At 49.0% G+C, this 15,929-nt stretch carries 10 protein-coding genes; 9 read left to right on the top strand and 1 reads right to left on the bottom strand.

The features are described from left to right. Positions 1–14 precede the first annotated feature (14 nt). From D7D25_RS03435 to D7D25_RS03475, 9 genes are all read left to right on the top strand, one after another. A complete protein-coding gene (locus tag D7D25_RS03435) occupies positions 15–932 on the top strand; it encodes a polysaccharide deacetylase family protein (RefSeq protein WP_122967556.1) in 918 nt (305 codons plus the stop codon). Continuing rightward, the gene (locus tag D7D25_RS03440) at positions 929–2,854 is read left to right on the top strand and encodes a metallophosphoesterase family protein (RefSeq protein WP_122967557.1); all 1,926 of its coding nucleotides are present in this window, start codon (positions 929–931) and stop codon (positions 2,852–2,854) included. The genes D7D25_RS03435 and D7D25_RS03440 overlap by 4 nt, the downstream gene beginning before the upstream one ends. An 82-nt stretch (positions 2,855–2,936) precedes the next feature. Continuing rightward, on the top strand, positions 2,937–5,594 hold the full coding sequence (locus D7D25_RS03445; protein WP_122967558.1) for a glycoside hydrolase family 2 TIM barrel-domain containing protein: 2,658 nt from the start codon (positions 2,937–2,939) through the stop codon (positions 5,592–5,594). Between the two features lie 13 nt (positions 5,595–5,607). Then, on the top strand, positions 5,608–7,965 hold the full coding sequence (locus tag D7D25_RS03450) for a hypothetical protein (protein ID WP_122967559.1): 2,358 nt from the start codon (positions 5,608–5,610) through the stop codon (positions 7,963–7,965). 63 nt (positions 7,966–8,028) lie between these two features. Next, on the top strand, positions 8,029–9,387 hold the full coding sequence (locus D7D25_RS03455) for a Gfo/Idh/MocA family protein (RefSeq protein ID WP_122967609.1): 1,359 nt from the start codon (positions 8,029–8,031) through the stop codon (positions 9,385–9,387). A 498-nt stretch (positions 9,388–9,885) separates the two neighbouring features. Next, positions 9,886–10,743, top strand: coding sequence for a sugar phosphate isomerase/epimerase (locus D7D25_RS03460; protein WP_122967560.1), 858 nt, complete (start codon positions 9,886–9,888; stop codon positions 10,741–10,743). Between the two features lie 82 nt (positions 10,744–10,825). Then, complete coding sequence (locus D7D25_RS03465; protein WP_122967561.1) at positions 10,826–11,923, top strand: alkaline phosphatase; 1,098 nt, start codon at positions 10,826–10,828, stop codon at positions 11,921–11,923. Positions 11,924–11,989: 66 nt separating this feature from the next. After that, positions 11,990–13,042: an exo-alpha-sialidase gene (locus tag D7D25_RS03470; protein WP_122967562.1), complete on the top strand. Its 1,053-nt coding sequence runs from the start codon at positions 11,990–11,992 to the stop codon at positions 13,040–13,042. A gap of 104 nt (positions 13,043–13,146) precedes the next feature. Next, positions 13,147–14,403 carry an MFS transporter gene (locus D7D25_RS03475; protein ID WP_185140207.1) on the top strand — a complete coding sequence of 419 codons (1,257 nt, stop codon included), beginning with the start codon at positions 13,147–13,149 and terminating at the stop codon, positions 14,401–14,403. A gap of 65 nt (positions 14,404–14,468) precedes the next feature. Here D7D25_RS03475 and D7D25_RS03480 read toward each other — a convergent pair whose 3' ends face one another. Next, positions 14,469–15,923 (bottom strand): glycoside hydrolase family 130 protein, encoded by a 1,455-nt coding sequence (locus D7D25_RS03480; protein WP_122967563.1) that lies wholly within the window; start codon positions 15,921–15,923, stop codon positions 14,469–14,471. Positions 15,924–15,929: the final 6 nt, after the last annotated feature.

Consider the following 15,929-nt stretch of genomic DNA (forward strand, 5'->3'; position numbering starts at 1 on the left):
ATAGATCAAAAGTGATGAGAGGAATTCTGATACTGGGTTTATTGTTTTTTATAGCAAGCCTGCCCGCCCAAACGCTGGCGGAACGCTTGGGATATAAAAAAACGGATAAACTGCTAATTATCAACAATGACGATGCCGGTATGTGCCATGCTGCCAATACCGCTACGATTGAAGGGATGGAGAACGGGTTTATCAGCTCGGCTACCATCATGATGCCCTGTTCCTGGTCGAATGAGATCGTAAAGTATGCGAAAGAAAATCCGGATAAAGGATTTGGCGTGCACCTCACATTGACCTCGGAATGGAAGAACTACCGATGGGGAACCGTGGCGCCGCGCGATGAAGTCCCGGGGTTATACGACGGGCAGGGCTATATGTGGAAAGGTGTGAGGGAGGTGTACAATGCCTCCAATACCGAAGAAGCCTTGATTGAAGGCAGGGCGCAGATCCGTAAGGCGTTGGATGCAGGGGTACGGGTCACCCATATCGACTCCCATATGGGAACCTATCAGTACTCACCGGACTATATGTATGTCTACCTGCAATTGGCAGAAGAGTTTAACCTGCCGGCGCGTATGCCGTCGCAATCCACACTGGACAATATGGGAGCCCCTTCTTTCAGGGATATCTGTAAGGAGAAAGGAATTATTCATCCCGATTACTTCATTCACGAGGAGTTGCAAGACTACAAAACAGAAAATCTGGAGGAGTTCTGGACTGGGTATATTAAAAATATACAGCCCGGAGTGACGGAAATTTATATTCATGCGGCCACAGAGGGGGACGAAATACGGGCGATCACCGGTTCTGCTCCCAAACGCATAAAGGAATTGGAATTTTTTACCAGTGACCGGTTCAGGCAATTGATTGAAGAGGAGGGTATCATGGTTATCAGTTACCATCCCTTGTTTGAATTGCAAAGAAAAAAATGAAAAAAATAAAAATCATAGGGATCTCGTTGCTGGTGTTGCTTCTCCTGGCCTGTATTTACAGTTACACCAATATGCGCGACCGTCATCCGGGATATAGTATCGACCTGAAAATCGAAAGTAAGGAACCGGGAGTCATGCGCGCCGGCTTTGCCGCGGTTACGATCACGCCTGAGTATATGGAACCGTGGAACGATATGGACAACAATGCCCCACTCCCTTCTGTGATCGAACAGACGAGGGATGCACTGTTGGAACGGATTATTTCTGAAATTCCGGCAGGGAAATTGAATGGGTTGAACCATCAGCAACTATTGGGAATGATCACTGAAGAGGAAAAAGAGATCTTCGCCAATGGTCATTGGCGTTTTACAGTTGATAATCCTGCCCTGGTGTCGGTAATGCGTCATAAAGGGCAGGAAATCTTTCCTTTCTGGCTGGAGGAAAAGGGATTCCACAAGACCGATATGTCGGTATCCAACGAAAATTACGACTATGAAGTATGGCAAAAGGAGTTTCCTGCCGGAGAGATTAACCTCGGTATCAACGGATTTGACCTGCACCGGGTGGTCTATTTTGTGACGATCGGTCCCGTTGCCGGAAATCAGATGCCAAAAATTTTACATCATTCCCCCGCCAGATGGAAAGTGACCCCGATGGAAAAAGGAGCTTATACCTATAACGACTGGGATGAATTGGTGATCGAACAACTACCCGAAGAGCTTGAAGGGCATATTCTCTTTACCACTATACGGGGACGTGCACGTGAAGCCGCCATATTGAATTCTTTCCGGGAGACAACCTATCCAGCATCACCTGAAGCGGACCAGATTGTACTGACCTGGTGTGATGACCCGGCTACTACACAGGCGATCCAGTGGAGAACCGATACTTCGGTCGATAAAATGACGATTCGTTATAGGAGTAAAGAGAGTGATAAGCAGGAATTCTCGGAGGCACCGGCTTCACAACAACTGCTTAGCGATAAGTATATCCACAACAACCCCGTTGTAAAACATTGGGAAGTAAATATTACAGGTTTACAGCCTGATAATGAATATAGTTATCAGATATATAATTCAGATAGCGGGAAAGAGAGTCCGGTTTATACATTCCGTACAGCACCCGGGGAAAAATCGTCATTCAGCTTTATCCATCTGGGTGATACCCATAACGACGATATCGTGGAAACGGTGTTGAAACAGGCAGTGAAAGAAGTGCCGGATGCCGCATTCCTGGTACATTCGGGAGACCATGTAAATACCGGGCTGTTCAGGGACCTATGGGATAAATACCTACATTCCGGAAGGGATGTTTTTCCCCGATTCTCTTTTGTTCCCACTCTGGGCAACCACGACAGCCAGGATGGCCTGCCGCCTACGCTCTATACACAACTGTTTATGTTGCCTAAGGACAATGCATGCTGTTTGTCCCCGGAGCGTAATTATGCCTTCTCTTACGGGGATGCACGTTTTTTTATGATTGATGCCACGGGCGATATTGAAAAGATTGCCTGCTGGCTGGAAGAAGAACTCAGACAGACCAAAGAGAAATGGAAAATAGTTGTCACCCACTTTCCACCTTATGTGGAGGATAACTCCTACCTGGAAATACGCAGATCATGGTGTTCACTGTTCGACCAATATCATGTCGATCTGGTGCTGTCCGGACATGCACATCAATATTTCCGCTCCTATCCGATTAATAATGGGGAGGTAGTAACCGATGCAAAAAATGGAACGATCTATCTCTCTTCGGTAGTGGTTGAGCCTCGCAAACCTGAACCGCCATCCGAAAAGTATAATGAAGTGTATGCCAATAAGGGAGGATTGTTCCAGGTTATCCGTATCGATAACAATACCCTCGATTTTATATCCAAACGATTTGACGGTACGATCATAGATCAGTTTTCACTCAAGAAATAAATAATCAAACATAAAAGAGATGCGCTACATTTAGCAGTGATACAACTATGCCAAATGAATAAATAGAAAGAGATATAGTCATATGAAAATCAGTTATATTATCATACCATTAGCATGCGTTTTATTTTTGTGTTCCTGCAGGCAGAAAAGCACGATTGAAGAACTCATCCTGACAGATAACTGGTATATCCATTCCGCTGAGGGATTGGATCAGGATGGAGCGGCATTATCTGTCTCTCCGCTGACAGATAACTGGCTACAAACATCTTTACCCGCCACGGTGTTGGGGGCATTATGCAACGCAGGCGTATACGAAGAACCCTTTTTCGGCATGAATCTGGAAGAGATACCGGTTGAGCAGTTCAAAAAACCGTGGTGGTACCGGACCTCTTTCGACCTGGCAGGGTTCGATCCGGAGAAAGAACAGACGAAGTTGCTGCTGGACGGCATCAATTACAGCGCCAATGTATGGCTCAACGGCCACCTGATCCTTTCGGCAGACACTGCTTTCGGAGCCTTCCGGCAGTTCGCCTGCGATATCACCTCTATCGCTTTGGAATCGGGAAATAATCTGGCTATCGAGATATTGCCTCCGCAGCCGGGTGATTTCTATATGGGGTTCGTCGACTGGGCGCCTGTCCCACCCGACCATAACATGGGTGTGTACCGGCCGGTAAGGATCAAGCGGAGTGGAAAGGCTTCCATCGACCGCCCTTTTGTGACAACCCATCTCAACACCCAAACATTGGATGAAGCCACCCTGTCCATTTCGGCAGAACTGACCAATCATCATTCCGAACCAAAAAAAATGACCCTGGAAGCCAGGATAGAAAACAGTGTGGTCAGTCAGACATTTACCGTGGAGCCGGGTAAGACCTTTCTGGCCGAACTTGACCCTGAGAAATTCAAAGAGTTGACCATAAAGAATCCCCGTCTCTGGTGGCCAAATGGACTGGGAAATCCGGAGATGTACACCATGCATCTGTCGCTGAAAGAGGGGAGCACGCTCTGCGACACGGCGACGGTCCGCTTCGGTATACGCACCATAGCTACCTATCTCAATAAACAAAACGTACGGGGATATACAGTAAACGGAAGGGAAGTGCTGATCAAGAGCGCCGGTTGGGTTGACGACCTCTTTCTTCGCGATAACACCCGCAGTAACAGGGCGCAGATACGCTACGTAAAGGAGATGAACCTTAATTCTCTCCGGTTTGAAGGCTTCTGGGGGACGAGCCGGGAGATATATGACCTCTGCGACGAAAACGGTATCCTGCTGATGGTCGGATGGAGCTGTCAATGGGAATGGCCCGATTACCTCGGCCTGGAGATGGAGGTTCCGGAAGAGGATGAGAATATCCCCATCAATGAGGGGGTCGACAAATATGGCGTGAAAATCACTCCTGAAGAAGCACAATTGTTGTCCGACATGTTCAGGGACCAGCTGTTGTGGCTGCGTAACCACCCCTCTATTTTTGTCTGGGCGGTGGGCAGCGATGCCATGCCTAAACCCTCATTGGAAAAGAAATACCTCGAGACAATGCGGAGGTATGACAAAAGCCGTTCGTTACTGGTCTCTGCCGGTGATTTTACCAGCGACCTCTCCGGAGTAACGGGGATGAAGATGAACGGCCCTTATGAATACGTCCCTCCCGTCTATTGGTTCGAAGATAAAAAACTGGGGGGCGCTTTCGGGTTCAATACCGAAACAGGCCCCGGACCGCAAATACCCCCGATAAGCAGTATCAGGAAAATGATCCCCGAAGAATATCTTTGGCCGCCATTGAACCAGATGTGGGATTATCACTCGGGACGGAAGGACTTCAACAGTGTGAAAGTCTACCTGAATGCGTTAAACAAAAGATACGGCACACCCGAGAATCTGGAAGAACTGGCCATGAAGGCGCAATGGGCGAATTATGAAGCCATCCGGCCGATGTTCGAGGCATTCGTCGTAAACCGTCCGCAAGCAACCGGAGTGGTGCAATGGCAGTTGAATTCAGCCTGGCCCGAATTTTACTGGCAACTTTACGATTGGTATTTAATGCCTACCGGTGCCTATTTCGGCACAAAGAAAGCCTGTCAACCCATCAATATCATTTACAACTACCATGACAGGAAAATATATGTTTCCAACGATATATTGGGTGATATTACCGAACATACGGTCAGGGCAACATTGTACGACAGTCAGTCCCGAATAATATTCGAACAGGGGAAAAAGTTATCTGTTAAAGAGAATAGATCCGTTGTTTTTACGGAGTTGCCGGAGCTGCCCGATAAAAAAGGGACCTATTTCCTGAATTTGACCTTGCATGACAGTCAGCACAAGCGGGTTGCCGACAATTTTTATTGGTTGTCGGGTCAGGAAGATCAGATGGATTGGGATCAATACTATTGGTTCTATACTCCTCAGAAGCGATATGCCGATTTCCACGAATTGAATGACCTGCCTCAGCCTCAGGTGAGTGTCACAAAGAAAGTGTACAAAGAGGACGACGAATGGGTGGTGGAGGTGAATCTGGACAATACGAGTAAAAATATCGCATTCGGCATAGAGTTACTATTAGTGGACAATCAAACGGAAAATCCCGTACTTCCGGTATATTGGAGCGATAATTATGTATCTTTGGTGAATGATGACACCAGAACGATTACGGCTCGCTGTAGCCTGGCTGACGCGCCATCCGAACCTTCGGTAATCATACAGGGAATAAATGTGGAACGGATAAAAAAATAACAGACTGGTCGCCATGTACAGACTTGAAATCATGAATAAAGGGAATGCGGCGTTGAAAATCTGCCTTGTTTTATTGTGCATTTCCTCCACCCTTTTTGCCGGTGAGATCGATCTTTCCGGCAGCAGGTTGCTTGTGTCGCCTTCCATCAAATCTCCCGTGAAGGAGACCATCATTCAGCTCTTGCAGGAAGAGATCCACAGGCGTACGGGCATTCATTTAGGTGTTACCGACGCCTGGGGCGGTTCGCCGGTCATCGCTTTGGCACTCTCTTCGGATGGGATATTGAACGGCAAGGCGCTTCCTGACACGCTTCCTGAAAAGACAAAACTCCCCCTGCAAGCCGAATCATTCAGCGTGGTGGTGCAAGAGGACGCCCCCCGGCCGGTGATCTGGCTTGTCGGAGCCGATGAGCGCGGGGTTTTGTTTGCCGCGGGACACCTGCTGCGCACATCTTTGCTTGCCGACAAGCAGATCCTGTTCGACTCTTCAAACGCCGTACAAAGCGCACCCGATTATCCCATCCGAGGACATCAGTTGGGTTATCGCAATACCGCCAATTCCTACGATGCATGGACAAAGGAGCAGTATGAGCAATATATCCGGGAGTTGGCGATTTTCGGGACAAACTGTATAGAGACGATTCCTTTTGACAATACGCCTAGTCCCCACATGAAACTCTCCAAGGAAGAGATGAACCGGCATATAAGCACCGTATGCGGGAATTATGGCATTGATTATTGGGTATGGACACCGGCCAACGTGGATCTGTCGGATGAAAACCTGTTCAGGGCCGAAGTGAAGAAGCACAGCGATTACTACAGGCAATGTCCGCATCTGAGCCATGTCTTTGTGCCGGGCGGTGATCCCGGGGATAATCATCCGCGGCATGTGATGCCTTTCCTGAAAGCGATTGCCGCCGAGCTGGAAAAGTACCATCCCCGTGCAGGAGTTTGGGTTTCATTGCAGGGTTTCAGCGATGAGCAGATCGATTATTTTTACCATTACCTGGAGACAGAAAATCCGGATTGGTTGCGGGGAGTGGTAAGCGGCCCGGGTAGCCCTTCCCTGTCTGACACGCGCTACCGGTTACCCGGGAAGTATATGCACCGCCATTACCCCGATATTACCCATACTGTCCGATGCCTCTATCCCACCCTCCGCTGGGATCAGGCGTTCGCCCTTACGTTGGGCCGCGAGCCGGTCAACCCGCAACCATTCTATTACGCGGAGTTACACGACCGGTATGCCCCTTTCACCGATGGTTTCCTCACCTACTCCGACGGAGCGCATGACGATCTGAACAAGTTCGTCTGGAGCCGCAAAGGATGGAGTATGGAGGAAGATGCCGCCGGTATCACGGAGCAATATGTACGGTTCTTCTTTGGCGCCAAACCCGATGATCGGGTAACCGACGCCATACTGGCATTGGAACGCAACTGGGACGGACCCATAGAGGCAAACGGGGGGATAGAGATGACTTTCCTGCGCTGGCGGCAGCTTGAAGAGGACTATCCCCGCCTACAAAGCGACTGGCGATGGCAGATGCTGTTGCTCCGCGCGTATTATGACACTTATACCAAGAGGCGGAAGTTATTCGAACAAAGGTTGGAGCGCGAAGCCGCTAAATGGCTCGGGAAGGCCTCCGAAATGGGTGCTGCCGGGGCGATGAAACAGGCTTTGGAGAAAGTGAACGAGGCCGACCGGGTAAATATTGCCCCTTCGTTGAGAAAGAAGATCGATGATTATTGCGACGCGTTGTATAAATCGGTAGGTTTGCAGACAAGCGTGGAAAAATATCAGGCCAGCGGCGCTGAACGAGGCTGTGTGCTCGATTTCGCGGACTATCCGCTGAACAACCGCTGGTGGTTGTCCGACCGGTTTGAAAAGATCGGACAAATGGAAACCGAAGCCGAAAAGCTGGCCGCTTTAGAGGTGATCGCCCGATGGGAAAATCCCGGAAAGGGGAGTTATTACGATAACATATCGGATATCAGCCGGAGTCCGCGGGTAAAGACAACGGTCTATGACGCTACCGATGTGGCCTGGTGGGACGGCGGAATGAGTCGTAAGAGGCTGTCTACCCAGTTATTCCAGAACTTCCCGAAACTCCTGTACGAGGATCTTGATCCCAAAGCGCGTTACCTGATCCGTACCGCCGGATACGGCGATGCGTTGCTCAGGGTGGATGGAGAGCGCATATCCCCTACCCTCTACAATAGGGAGCTGGAGGAATTCAAAGAGTTCCCCATAGATAGAAGATTCTTTCAGGACGGTAAGCTGGAGGTTTCATTCGATGAACCGGAAGAGTCTCACCTGAACTGGCGTCAATATTCCAAGATTTGTGATATCTGGCTTATAAAAATAAATTGAATAAATTGTGGCCCATGAGTGCATGAACTATAATTGTTTAACAACATAATTTTCATATTTGTCATGGAAAATAGAAGGGAGTTTATTAAGAAAGTATCGGCCGGCGTAGCTGCCATGGCTGTTAGTAGTAAGGGTTTTGATCTGAGCGCCGGGAGTTATGCCCATATCCCCGGTGCGAATGATAAGATCCGTGTGGGAATTGTCGGTTTTTCCGACAGGTTCAGGAGTTCGCTTTTACCCGCCTTTATGAGCCATGCCAGGGAGTTGAATTTCGAACTGGTGGCGCTGTCGGATATCTGGAACCGCCGTCGTGAGGAGGGAAGAGCCTATATCAAGGAAAAAACCGGGTGGAATGTGGCCCTGTGCCGCAATAACGATGAGTTGTATGACCGCAACGACATTGATGCGGTCATTATCAGTACCGCAGATTTCCAGCACGCGTTGCATCTGGTGGAAGCGGCAAAGGCGGGTAAGGATGCCTATTGCGAAAAACCGTTTGCGGAAACCATGGATGATGCCAATGCCGCATTAAAAGCCTGTAAGGAAAGCGGTATAGTGGTGCAGATAGGATCACAACGCCGCAGTGGGGCGAATTACCATGCCGCCCATGATTATATCCGTTCCGGGAATTTCGGCGATATCGTGATTGCCGAGATGTGCTGGAACGTGAACCAACCGGGCCGTTGGCGCAGGCCGGCGTTATGTGCTTCCATCAGGGAGGGCGACGTGGACTGGAACCGCTATCTGATGAACCGTCCCAAAGTGGCGTGGGACCCCCGCAAATACCTTGAATACCGCCTGTTCTGGCCCTATTCGTCAGGCATACCGGGACAATGGATGTGTCACCAGATCGACACCGTACACTGGTTCACAGGCTTCCCCTATCCGCGCAGTGTGGTGTCCAACGGAGGGATTTACCAGTGGAAAGACGGTCGTACCAACGCCGATACGCTCACCTCGGTATTCGATTACGGGCCGTTGGATGATGAGAGCAAAGGTTTTCAGGTAGTCTATTCGTCCCGTTTCAGTAATTCTGCCGGCGGCACAAAAGAACTTTACTATTCGAACGGCGGGATGTTGAACCTGGATACCAACGAAATTACTCCCGAGGGTGGATTGGGTGAGCGAGAGGCATCTGCGATGGGATTAAAGGCCAACCGGCTCGATAAGCTCACTCTGCCGAAAGTTACCGTGGAAGCAGAAGCCAATACGGGAGCCGATCCCCTCACATCCGCCCATATGCGCAACTGGATGGAGTGCGTCAGGGCGAAGAATGTGGCCACCAACTGCCCGGTGGAAGCAGGGCATAGCCATACGATTGCCTGCGCCATGGCAAACGCCGCCTACCGGACAGGTATGCGCGCGGTGTACGATCCCGAAACACAGCAGATTATGGCGGGAGGAAAAGTATTTAAGTACTAAAATAGAATTAAAAATGAAAAATGAAGAATGAAGAGTGAAGAATGAAGAGTGAAGAATCCATATCACACCATTGAAAATAAGAAGCTGTTTTGAATTTTTTCATCCATTGTTTTTTAGCCATTTTTTGATGGATTTGGATTTTCATTGATTGAAATGTGGCGGGCCACTTGAAAGAAATGAAAGTTCAAAGGCGCGAAAAAGGGCAAAAAACAATATGAAAGAGCGGAAAAATAAGCGTAAAATAATTACTCGTAAAATTCAAAACAGTTTCTAAATATTTTTAGTCATATGAAACCGACCTGTTTACAATAATCATTACATACCCGAAGGGAATGAATATTTCCGTTAAGCTAAATGAGCAAAGGACAAACTTGTTTGGACTATGCCATAGCGAGGAATTGAAAATCGAGGAGCGAAGGCGACTCAAATATCTAACTTTAGTGAATATTTTGCACATCAAAGGTTCCATATACCGAAATAAAGAAATAAGATAATCATATGAAATCTTTTTATTACACTATAATGTTGGCATGCCTTGTGTTTGGAATGACATCTTTTTCCGGCCTTTATGAGCCGGAATTTGCTGTGTGTACAAGCGTGTCCAATTATCCGTTGCTCAAAGCGACAGGGTATACGTATGTCGAGTCGAACGTGTCATACCTGATGCCTGACAAGAGTGATGCTGATTTTCAGGAACATCTGGATGAAATAAGGAAATTAGAGGCCAGAATTATTTCCTGTACCAGTTTTATTCCCGGCAGTTTGCCGCTGACCGGTCATGAAGCCAGACATGATCAAGCGGTGGTCTGGGCCGATTCTGCCTTGCGTAGGGCGGGAATGGTAAATATTCCTTACATCGTTTTCGGAAGCGGAAAAGCCCGTAATGTGCCGGAAAATTTCAGTAAGGAAGAAGCTACGGAACAATTCATTTCTTTCTGTAAACAGATCGCTCCGTTGGCTCAGAAGTACAAAGTGACGGTGGTTATCGAACCCCTGAACAGGTCGGAAACCAACCTGATCAATTCCCTGGAGGAAGGCGCCCGGATCGTGGAAGCAGTCGATCATCCTAATCTGCAGTTACTCTGTGATATATACCACATGATGCGGGAAGAGGAACCCGCATCGGAGATAGTGAAATATGGTAAGTATATCCGGCATTGCCATATTGCCGAAAAAGAGGAGCGTACCTCTCCCGGCACCAAGGGTGATGATTTCAGGCCCTATTTCAAGGCATTGAAACAAATAGGGTATAAGGGTTGCGTTTCTATTGAATGCAGATGGAAAGATCTGGATAAGGAAATACAACCGGCGTTGTCTTCCATGCGGGAGCAGTTTCGCTCTTTGTCAATCAGATGAATATAAAAAATAGTAGATTCTTTGATAAAAAAATCAATGTGTAAAACTCATCGGAAATTATTCTCACGAAATATATTAAATTATGAAAAGAATTCATTTATCGCTTCTTATCGTTTTATCGGTATTTTTTGTTCAGTGCTCATCTGCCGGCCATAAAACCGGACAGGATACCCCTCCGCGGGTGAAGAACGTGATCGTGATGATCGGAGATGGAATGGGCGTTAGCCAGGTATATGCGGGACTAACCGCAAATAAGGGATCGCTCCATCTGGAACAGTGTCAGTTCGTGGGATTTTCCAAAACTTACTCTGCCAATAATTATATAACAGACTCCGGCGCGGGAGGAACTGCCATCGCGTGCGGAACCAAAACCAAGAATGGCGCCATTGGCGTGGATGTGGATGGGAAACCGGTTCAATCGATCCTTGAATATGCCGCGGCACACGGTCTGTCAACCGGTGTGGTGGCAAGCTGTGCCGTCACTCATGCTACGCCGGCATCATTCGTGGCACACCAGCCCAGCCGTAAAATGGAAGAAGAAATTGCAGCGGATTTTGTAAACTCCGACATCACGGTTTTTATCGGAGGCGGAAAAAGATACTTTGATGCCCGTTCTGATAATGAAAACCTGTTGGATAAACTGGAAACGAAAGGTTTTCGGGTTGCGCTCAATATGGATGACGTGAAGAAAGTCACCACGGGCAAACTGGCGGGACTCGTGGCGGACGAACATCCGGCTCCCTATCCTGAAAGGGGGGAATTTCTTCCCGAAAGCGTGCAAGCAGCGATCAATCTGCTGAAAAACAATGAAAAAGGATTCTTCCTGATGGTGGAAGGTTCTCAAATAGACTGGGCTTGCCACGCGAATGAAAAAGACGCCACCGTGAATGAAATGCTGGACTTTGACCGGGCGATTAAAGTGGCTTTCGATTACGCGGACCAGGACCCGCACACGCTGGTTATTATCACGGCAGACCATGAGACGGGGGGTATGGCGCTTACCGGCGGTGACCTGTCAACCGGAGAGGTGGAAGCGACCTATGCCTTAACGGGGCATACCGCCGTGATGGTTCCCGTTTTTGCTTATGGCGCGGGTGCCGTTGCATTTGCCGGTATATACCAGAATACCGATATTTTCACCAAAATGCTGAATTTATATGGTTTTGGAACGGAAAAATAAGCCCTTTTCATCCCGGAATAGGGTATCTGGGCGCCCATTATGGTTGTAAACAAATAAAATTGTCGCATGGTGAATAGAAAAATTACAGTACTGTTATGCCTGCTGTTACTATCAGCAGGCCGGTTACCCGCAAATGAATCCTTTTCCGCGCGAACGGAAAGGGAAAGATTACGCGCCATCCAACCCGTGATTCTTCATTCGGAAATAATCCCGGCACCGGCTTTGGTGCCATCGGCACATGCCTCGACCATTGTGGAGACCGATGATGGCTTACTGGCGGCATGGTTCGGAGGGACTTACGAAAGGCATCCTGACGTGAGTATTTACACCTCCAGGTTCAAAAACGGCCAGTGGAGTCTCCCCGTGATGGTAGCCGATGGCGTACAGGATGAATCGCAGCGGTTCCCCTGTTGGAATCCGGTCTTGTTCAAACGAGAGAACGGAGATCTGATCCTTTATTACAAAGTGGGGCCGAGCCCCAGTACCTGGTGGGGGGAATATAAGATATCATCGGACGAGGGCAAGACCTGGTCTGCCATGGAGACTATTCCGCGCGGATGCCTCGGGCCGATCAAAAACAAACCGGTGATCATCCCCGGAGGCAAAATACTCTACCCTACCAGCATAGAAATTCCAGGAAAATGGAATGTCTATATGGAGATGTCGAACCAGGATCTGACGGACTGGGAAAAAATAGAGATCGACAACAACGGTTTTGACGCTATCCAGCCTTCGGTATTGTTTCATAAGGATGGAGCCCTGCAGATCCTCTGCCGTTCGAAAAACGAAACTGTGGTGGAGTCCTGGTCGTATGATAACGGCAAAACCTGGTCGTCCCTGGCGCCTACACGACTGCCCAATAACAACTCCGGCACGGATGCCGTAACCTTGCCTAACGGCTTGCAGTTGATTATTTATAATCCGATTACCTCAGGGAGGAATAAACTGGCGATAGCCGGCTCGTATGACGGCAGGACATGGGAAAAACTGATCGATCTGGAAGACCAGCCCTCCGGTGAATTCAGTTACCCCGCTATTATCCGGGATAAGAAAGGAAATGTCCATGTGACCTATACCTACAACCGCGAAAAGATCAAATATGTGCGGTTGAAGTTCTAAATTGAAAGGGGCAGGGGAAAAGTTCCCGCACCAAGAGATGATTCAATGTGGATTCCGTGTAACGAAAAAGATAAGTTCATCGTATGAAGAACCCCATGTCAAATTTGACGTCAAAAAAATCCTACCCCTGGTTAGTGGCGGGTATGCTCTGGTTTGTCGCGCTGTTGAACTATCTCGACCGGCAGATGCTCGCCACCATGAAGCCTTTCATGGAGGTAGATATTGCAGAGCTGGTTACGGCCACCAACTTCGGACGACTCATGGCGGTATTTCTCTGGATATACGCCTTTATGAGCCCGTTGTCGGGTATCATCGCCGACCGGCTGAACCGCAAATGGCTGATTGTGGTCAGCCTGTTTGTCTGGTCAGGAGTAACGCTTGCCATGGGGTATGCCCGGAATATCGATCAGTTATTTATCCTAAGGGCTGCCATGGGTGTGAGCGAGGCCTTTTATGTACCCGCCGCCCTGTCGCTGATCGCGGATTATCACCAAGGGAAAACCCGCTCCTTAGCCATTGGATTCCATACTTCCGGGATTTACCTGGGACAGGCTTTCGGCGGCTTTGGTGCGACGCTGGCTGCGGGGACCTCCTGGCAATTTACTTTTCATACTTTTGGCCTTATCGGAATGGTATATAGTTTGATATTGATTGCCTTTCTCCGTGAAAAGAAGACCTATGTGATCGACACGAGCCGGAAAAGATCCCTCAGGCGGGAGTTAAGTGCGATGGGGAAAGGGTTGACCATGCTTTTCTCGAATATTGCCTTCTGGGTGATCCTGTTTTACTTTTCCGCGCCGAGTTTACCGGGATGGGCGACTAAAAACTGGCTGCCGACCCTGTTTTCGGAATCGCTGAACATGGTTATGGAACAGGCGGGGCCGTTATCGACCATGACGTTGGCGATGTCATCATTGATCGGCGTGTTGGTCGGCGGTTATGTATCCGACCGTTGGGTGGCGAAGCGACTCAAAGGGAGGATCTATACCGGTGTGATCGGATTGGGACTGACCATTCCCGCGTTGGTGTTGATCGGTTACGGGGGCGGATTATTCATGATCGTTACCGGAGCACTTTTGTTCGGATTGGGTTTCGGGATATTCGATGTGAATAATATGCCGATCCTATGCCAGTTTGTGCCGTCGCGCTACCGGGCTACCGGTTACGGGTTCATGAATCTGGCGGGCATATCGGCGGGTGCGGTAATCACCAACGAATTGGGCAAAGCGCTGGATGCCGGCCACATGAATATGGTTTTTGTTGTGATGATCGCAGCGGTGGCCCTGGCCGTCATCCTGCAATTGAGCGTGCTCAAGCCGAAGACTGTCGATATGACCGATGAACTGTTAATCCTAGATTAATACCCCGGCTCACGCTGTATCAGTAACTCTTTTTATGATCCTCTTTGGCCGACAGGAGGCGTGGGCTAACCGGCGGATTTCATCATCTTGAGGAGGCTTTTTAATTCTACCGTGGCGACCCGGGTGGTGATATCCGACATGGCGTAAGGGATGATCAGGTGGTCGTTGAAGAGCATTGCCCCGCATGTGTAAAGCACATTCGGCACATATCCAATCCGTTCTTCCTCATTGGGCGACAGTAAGGGTTCCCGCAGTCGCGCGACGATCTTTGTAGGATCGTTGAGGTCGAGCAGGACGGCGCTGATACAATATTGCCGCATGGGACCCACGCCATGGGTCAGCACCAGCCAGCCTTCTTTCAGTTCGATCGGGGACCCGCAGTTCCCGATTTGTATGAATTCCCAGGGATAGAGCGGTGCCTGGATAATCTGCGAAGTATGCCAGAAGTGCAGGTTGTCGGAGAACATGATATGGTTGTTCTCGCCGTCCTGTCGCGACAGCATGGCGTACAAACCGTTTATCTTGCGGGGAAACAATGCCAGGCCTTTGTTTTGTATGGCATTCCCGTTCAGGGTGGATATGTTGAAAGTCATGAAATCTTTTGTTTCGATCAGTTGCGGCAGGATGTGTTGGCCGTTATAGGCAGTGTAAGTGGCATAATAGACCGTTTTGCCGTTGTCCTTTGTAAACTGGACGAAACGGGCATCCTCGATACCTTTGCTTTCATTCTCGGAGACCGGATAGATCACCCGTTCCGAGAGTTGGGTCTTATCGTTGAACTTTATCTTGTAATTGGAATTGGCCAGCCAGTTGATGGCATTGATGGCGTTATCGTCGCTTTTGTCAGGATCTTCCTGATATACCTCATGGATACTGAATTTGAGATCCTGGTAAGTGAAAAAGGGTTGCAACCGGCCCAGGATACGTTGGGAAGTGTCGTTCCAGGCCCCCATCTCCTGAAGGGTCAGGCAGAAAAGATGGTTATCGTAAAAGGGATCGTGAAGCATGGCTGGCGTTTCCACGAATTCCGACACGCTGTCGAACATAAGCGAAAAATCGTTATAGATGATTCCGCTCCGGAACACGATCGATGAGATATGTCCTTCGCCTGTCGCGCGCAGGCTCATGGCAAACCGGGCGCCGCCCTCGGGGACATTGCTTTGATCGGGATGGAGGACGATGGAAGGATTGAAAAGGGCGGCCGACTCGATGGAGTATTCCTTGGTAAAATAAGAGCCTATAAGCATTTTCTTGACCCGTGAGATGTGGGCCGTAGGGGGAATGTATTCGGCAACCTTTTCAAAATTTATCAATAATAACTCCTCCAGATTCCGGTGCCGGTCGGAGAAATCGTGGCGGATTTGCAGCAATATCTTTTTAGCAGTAGTGTCGGAGAGGCCCAATACCTTGGAAAGCAGGTTGTTCACCCTGGAAAGATCTCCCGGAATATAAGGTCGGGTGATCACCCGGGAAGGATCCCTTTCTATCCTCGCTTTTTTCCTTTTCACAATTTCTTGCATAACCTT

The organism is Proteiniphilum sp. X52 (assembly GCF_003712195.1).
In the GTDB taxonomy this organism is placed as follows: Bacteria; Bacteroidota; Bacteroidia; order Bacteroidales; family Dysgonomonadaceae; genus Proteiniphilum.

What these genes read in the sequence shown, in the direction of transcription:
- D7D25_RS03435 (WP_122967556.1), top strand. Translation starts at nt 15, where the DNA reads ATGAGAGGAATTCTGATACTGGGTTTATTGTTTTTTATAGCAAGCCTG.
- D7D25_RS03440 (WP_122967557.1), top strand. Translation starts at nt 929, where the DNA reads ATGAAAAAAATAAAAATCATAGGGATCTCGTTGCTGGTGTTGCTTCTC.
- D7D25_RS03445 (WP_122967558.1), top strand. Translation starts at nt 2,937, where the DNA reads ATGAAAATCAGTTATATTATCATACCATTAGCATGCGTTTTATTTTTG.
- D7D25_RS03450 (WP_122967559.1), top strand. Translation starts at nt 5,608, where the DNA reads ATGTACAGACTTGAAATCATGAATAAAGGGAATGCGGCGTTGAAAATC.
- D7D25_RS03455 (WP_122967609.1), top strand. Translation starts at nt 8,029, where the DNA reads ATGGAAAATAGAAGGGAGTTTATTAAGAAAGTATCGGCCGGCGTAGCT.
- D7D25_RS03460 (WP_122967560.1), top strand. Translation starts at nt 9,886, where the DNA reads ATGAAATCTTTTTATTACACTATAATGTTGGCATGCCTTGTGTTTGGA.
- D7D25_RS03465 (WP_122967561.1), top strand. Translation starts at nt 10,826, where the DNA reads ATGAAAAGAATTCATTTATCGCTTCTTATCGTTTTATCGGTATTTTTT.
- D7D25_RS03470 (WP_122967562.1), top strand. Translation starts at nt 11,990, where the DNA reads ATGGTGAATAGAAAAATTACAGTACTGTTATGCCTGCTGTTACTATCA.
- D7D25_RS03480 (WP_122967563.1), bottom strand. Translation starts at nt 15,923, where the DNA reads ATGCAAGAAATTGTGAAAAGGAAAAAAGCGAGGATAGAAAGGGATCCT.